At 45.9% G+C, this 5698-nt stretch carries 5 protein-coding genes; 3 read left to right on the plus strand and 2 right to left on the minus strand.

The window, feature by feature from the left end:
* Positions 1-126: 126 nt before the first annotated feature.
* Entirely contained in the window at positions 127-828 is a 702-nt protein-coding gene (gene rpe, locus PY364_RS24975) for a ribulose-phosphate 3-epimerase (protein WP_272032247.1), read from the minus strand.
* Between the two features lie 119 nt (positions 829-947).
* On the opposite strand from rpe, the gene PY364_RS24980 reads away from it, so the two are divergent.
* Positions 948-1322, plus strand: coding sequence for a hypothetical protein (locus PY364_RS24980; RefSeq protein WP_275570409.1), 375 nt, complete (start codon positions 948-950; stop codon positions 1320-1322).
* A gap of 230 nt (positions 1323-1552) precedes the next feature.
* The gene (locus PY364_RS24985; protein ID WP_275570406.1) at positions 1553-2965 is read left to right on the plus strand and encodes an LCP family protein; all 1413 of its coding nucleotides are present in this window, start codon (positions 1553-1555) and stop codon (positions 2963-2965) included.
* Positions 2966-3079: 114 nt separating this feature from the next.
* Here PY364_RS24985 and PY364_RS24990 read toward each other — a convergent pair whose 3' ends face one another.
* Positions 3080-3646, minus strand: coding sequence for a tetratricopeptide repeat protein (locus tag PY364_RS24990; RefSeq protein ID WP_275570407.1), 567 nt, complete (start codon positions 3644-3646; stop codon positions 3080-3082).
* 480 nt (positions 3647-4126) lie between these two features.
* Between PY364_RS24990 and PY364_RS24995 the strand changes: the two genes are divergently transcribed.
* Entirely contained in the window at positions 4127-5227 is a 1101-nt protein-coding gene (locus PY364_RS24995) for a site-2 protease family protein (RefSeq protein ID WP_275570408.1), read from the plus strand.
* Positions 5228-5698: the final 471 nt, after the last annotated feature.

The following is a 5698-nucleotide window of genomic DNA, read 5'->3' on the forward strand; positions in this document are numbered from 1 at the left end:
GGCGGCGTTACTTAAGCTATTTGGTAACAAGAAAAACCAGAAAGAAAGAAGTCAAAAGTCAAAATATTACTAAATATTCCCCTCTGACTTCTTTCTTCTTTCTTCTTCCCTCTGCCTTCTTCCTTCTTAAACTGCCGCCAATTCAGGAGTAGGACGCTTACTATTACGAATACCTTCGATCGCGGCTGCATAATCCTTAGCCTTAAACACAGCAGAACCAGCAACGATCGCATTTGCTCCTGCTTCCAAAACCTGCCAAGTATTATCAACCTTTAGACCGCCATCCACCTCAATCCAAGGATCGAGGCCTCTTTCATCGCACATCTGGCGGAGTTTGCGAATTTTCGGCACCACCGTCGGGATAAAACTCTGACCCCCAAAGCCCGGATTTACACTCATAATCAGGATCAGATCGCAGAGTTCGAGTACGTGCTCAATCAACTCCAAAGGAGTCGAAGGATTTAGCACTACACCAGCCTGCTTACCCAGTTCGCGGATTTGACCGAGAGTGCGGTGTAAATGAGGAGAGGCATTATGTTCAGCGTGAACCGAGATGATATCAGCACCCGCCTTAGCAAAATCCTCGACGTATTTCTCAGGTTCCACTATCATCAAGTGAACATCCAGAGGCTTGCTGGTGACAGGGCGAATTGCCTCAACAATCAGAGGGCCAATAGTAATATTAGGAACGAAACGACCGTCCATCACATCAACGTGAATCCAGTCGGCTCCAGCCCGATCCACTGCTCGAATCTCATCTCCGAGACGGCTGAAATCTGCTGATAATATGGATGGAGAAATAACAGTCGATTTGCGGGATTGGGTCATGGCTAAGGATACTCTCCTGCGTCTGCGTGCTGTATTGAGTGTATCAAAATGTGGATATCATCTGCGATCGCCGCCGACAATCCATCTCTTACATCCTGCCTCGTTCTCATCTTCTCGAAATGAAAAACACAGATCCCTTAGAAAATTCCGATCTCAACCGCCTGCAACTGTTTGTATTACTAGCTCCTATCGTCGGCTTTTTCCCTGCCCTGTGGACGCTTTACCGTCGTCAGCGCAGCCCCGAACACAGAGCCGCCAGCCGATTAGCGATCGTCCTAGCTCTAGGTTGGCTCTCAGGGCATATTCTCTTAGAAGCTGGAGCCATCTCTGCGGAATCTTGGACAATACCCTTGTTATTAACGAGTAGCGTACTTACCACCAGCTATTTTATCGTCACCTTGGGGCTAATGATTCGGGTCTGGAAACGCCAACCACTTTGGCTACCTGGAATTAGCCGCATAGCTGAGCAAATGTTAGGCAAGCATCTATCATAGTTGAGGGCGATCTAAAAATCAGAACCTCTTGATTAATGGAGTTTCCAGGTTGATATAGCAACCGCGAAGACGGTTAGGACACTCGCTCATGGCCCAAACCGTTCGGACGTTCGGCGAAGCCATTGATTCTATTGCCATCTTCCCTGAGCATCGTAGCCCTAGCCCCTTAAAAATCCCCGTGTCTTCAGACCGAGGAGTGTCAATAATTCTTTTTTTGTGTGAGGAAGCCCGTGTCAGCTCAGAAAATGCAAAATCCAGACCCTAGAAGGCAAACAACTGGTCAACCTTTCCCGAAAAAATCTCCCCAATCTAACCGAGGGCGTTGGTTAGGGTTTGGTTTTGGTTTGGCGGGAGTGGCGATGCTTTCCGCCACAGCGGGAGCCTTATTAGCAGTATCTCTTTCTACTACCCCGCTTCAGCAGCAGCAGTTAAGTCCCGAAGAAGCTGCGGTATTTTCTCAAGGGGATCTGGCAAAAATGAACATGAAGATGCCAGAGCTCACTCGCCCAGTAAATATTTTAGTTTTGGGGCTGAAGGTTCTGAGTTCAGACTTAGATGAGCAGCCTAAAGATAATCCGGGATATATCACTTGGGTTAACTCCTTTAAGGGGCTAACGGATACGATGCTGTTAGTCAGATTTGACCCTCAGAACAAAAAATTAAGTGTGCTTTCTATCCCGCGAGATACGCGAACTGATATTGAAGGTAGGGGTTTGAGCAAGATTAATGAGGCGAATTATTATGGGGGCCCGGCCTTGGCGGCGAAGTCGGTAAGTTCGCTCCTCGGTGGCGTAGGAATTGACCGCTATGTGGTAGTTAATGTCCAAGGGATAAAAAGCTTGGTAGATGCTCTCGGCGGCTTGACTATGTATGTTCCTAAAGACATGAAGTATATAGATGAAAGCCAGCATTTGTACATCGATTTAAAAGCTGGTAAGCAACATCTTACAGGCGAACAAATCGTGCAATATCTACTTTACCGCCATGATGATTTGGGGGATATTGGGCGAGTGCAGCGGCAACAACTTTTGATGAGAGCTTTTATGGAACAGGAGCTCAATCTAGGTTTGGTATCGAAATTGCCGAAGGTTTTGTCGGTAATTCAATCTCATATTGATACAAATTTGAGTATTGAGGAATTAGTTGCTTTAGTTGGTTTTGGTACTCAGACTGACCGTTCTGGAATACAAATGTTGATGGTTCCGGGAGAGTTTAGCGATCCGAAGGAGTTTAAGGCTAGTTATTGGCTACCCGATCCAAGTGCGATCGAGACTTTGATGGCTCAACATTTTGATTTTGGTACTAATTCTTGGGGAGTGGAGAATGTAGACCCGAAATTTCTCAGGGTGGCGGTTTTAGATAGTACGGGAGATGATGCGGCTGCTGATGGGTTTGTGAGTATGTTGTCTGAAGCTGGTTATCAGAATGTGCGGGTAGGGAATTCTTGGCCTGAACCTTTGGCTGTAACTCGGATTGTGGCTCAAGATGGGAATGTTAAGGCTGCTGAGGCAATTCGCCAGTCTTTGGGTTTTGGGGAGGTTGTGGTTGAGAGTACAGGGAGTTTGCGATCGGATGTGACGATTAAGTTAGGTAAGGATTGGTTGAAGAAAAAGGGTGGTTATGGGAGGTCGAATAACTTTTAGTTTGTTGGTTATTGGTGTAAGTTTTTGAGTTGTTGTTGAGGGCGATCGCACTTTTATATCTAGTAGGAGTAAGAGTGCGATCGCTTTAATTCATTAGCTGATATTTGAGTAAAATTAATCGGATTGCCATTCTCGCTCGATTCTTTCTAAGTCTTTCGCGGCTCCCAATTGCTGAAAGATTTGATGGGCGGTGTTGTAATGTTGTTGGGCTAATTCTGTGTTATTGCGTTTGCGTTCAAGTCGTGCTAAATCGTAATATGACTCTGCAACTTTAGCAGTTTGTCCTAGTTTTTGCAACTGTGTCATAGCATCTTTAATGAGTGGTTCTGCTGCATCCAAATTACCTCTAAGCATTTCAATTTCCCCTAAACAGCCGATTGAAGTTGCTATCCCTTCGCGATCGCCTAATTGTGTCTCAACTTCCAAAGATTGCCGATACAGACGTTCAGCTTCCTCCCAATTGCCTCGATTGCGCTCAATATATCCCAACAATCCCTGTATTCCAGCAATAAGACTCTTATCGTCTTGCTCTTGTGCAATAGCTAAAGCATCCTGATAATATCTTTCTGCTTCATCCCAGTTACCAAAGTCACGGTATGTTGCACCAATATGTAGTAAGTAATAAGGAGTATCTCCCTTGTCAACTTTAGGTAATATTTGCTTGCACAAGTCTTTTAACAAATTCCAGCTTGAAGCCTTGAATACAGCAGGTATCTTGATTGCGATTTTCCCAATTAATCAAGTTGCTGCGATCGCAGTTACTCCTTTAGCGATCGTTTGCTTGATTAATAAGCATAGGCTTAAATAATACCGGGCGAATAGAATTCGCGGCTACACAAACGAAGTCCGCCTACGCGGACTAATAGAATTTCAACCCGCGCAGGCGGGTTTTGTTTGACAAGACGCGGTTTCAACCGCCGAGTAAATACAATTAATTTCAACCCGCGCAGGCGGGTTTTGTATGTGTAGACGCGGTTTCAACCGCCGAGTGAATAACCCTCCGCCCCCTCTAAGCCTCTACAATCCCCCCCAATCGCCTAAACCGAACCTCAACAGACGGATACCACCCACCCGAAAAATTAAAACCATGATTAAAATTCGTTACAATCAGTACATACAAAAGAGAAAAAAAGCTCTTATCTGAAATTAGAGGTAGCCAAAATGAACAGTACATTTCGCGTCGGCAACCTGTTTGGAATCCCATTTTACCTGCATCCCTCGTGGTTTTTAGTCCTGGCATTAGTAACCTGGGACTACGGCAGATTCCTAGCCGCAAGCTTTCCCGGTTTAGGCCCCCTATCGCCCTGGGTGCTGGGATTAGTCACAGCATTGCTATTATTTGCCTCCGTACTCGCCCACGAATTAGGACACAGTTGGGTAGCCAAAAAACAGGGAATTGACGTGAAATCGATCACGCTGTTTCTATTTGGAGGATTAGCCAACCTCGACAAAGAATCAAAAACTCCAGCGGAAGCATTTTGGGTAGCGATCGCAGGCCCCTTAGTCAGCATTATCCTGTTCGCATTACTCACCACCATCGGCGCAACAGCACCCATCACAGGCCCCATCGCTGCGATCGTGGGAATGCTAGCCTACATCAACTTAGCACTGGGGTTATTTAACCTGATTCCTGGCTTACCCCTCGACGGCGGAAACATCCTCAAAGCGATCGTCTGGAAAATCACCGGCAACCCTTACAAAGGCACGCTATTCGCTAGCCGCGTCGGTCAAATCTTAGGTGCGATCGCCATTATCTCTGGTTTCGTTGGTAACTTCTGGAACATATTAATCGGTTGGTTCCTGTGGCAAAATGCCGGTCAATCTGCCCAATCAGCTAAAGTTCAAAATGAACTAGCAGGATTAACAGCAGCAGATGCAGTCACCCCAGACAGCCCGATCGTTTCCGAACACATATCTATAAGAGAATTTGCCAACGATTATATCATCGGCAAAACTCCCTGGGCCCGCTTCTTAGTCACAGGGGAAGCCGGACAATTAGTAGGCGCGATCGCCGCTGATGACATCAAAAATATCCCTACTTCTCATTGGCCAGAAGTTACAATCAAAGAACTCATACAACCCATCAATTTTTCTACAGCAGTTCAACCGGATCAATCCTTACTGGAAGTTGCTACTCTGCTAGAACAATTGAAAGTACAAGAACTGCCCGTAATTCGCGACAACGGCGTACTTGTAGGACTAATCGAAAAATCGGGAATTATCCGTTTACTTCAAACGCGATCCGAAGCCAAGCCTGCTTAATATCGAGGGGCTAGGGGCTAGGGGCTAGGGGCTAGGGAAGAGGGAAGCGGGGAAGAAGGGTTGAGAATCAGAGTTTTAGGAATTCAGAATGTCCTAAGCGCCTTGGCGACTGCTATACTTACGATCTGTCATTGCGAGCGAAGCGAAGCAATCTCAAAACCTTGCGATTGCTTCGCTTCGCTGGCAATGACAAGTATTTAAACGGAGATGATATCACACACTTATAGGACTTACGTATGGACTCCCAGAAACCGGTTTTTTTGACGAAAATACTTCGCTGTTACCCACAGATTCTCTCAAAAACCCGGTTTCTTTGGTTGGGTGCACAAGTCCTGCATAAGCGAGTGTCCTAACCGTCTTCACGGTTGCTATATCAATCAAAATTGTTAACTGTTAACTGTTAACTGTTAACTGTTAATTGTTAATTGTTAACTGTTAATAATCCCTCCCCATCCTCCCCCATCCTCCCCC

This window comes from Kamptonema sp. UHCC 0994 (genome assembly GCF_029167235.1).
Classification (GTDB): Bacteria; Cyanobacteriota; Cyanobacteriia; order Cyanobacteriales; family Microcoleaceae; genus Kamptonema.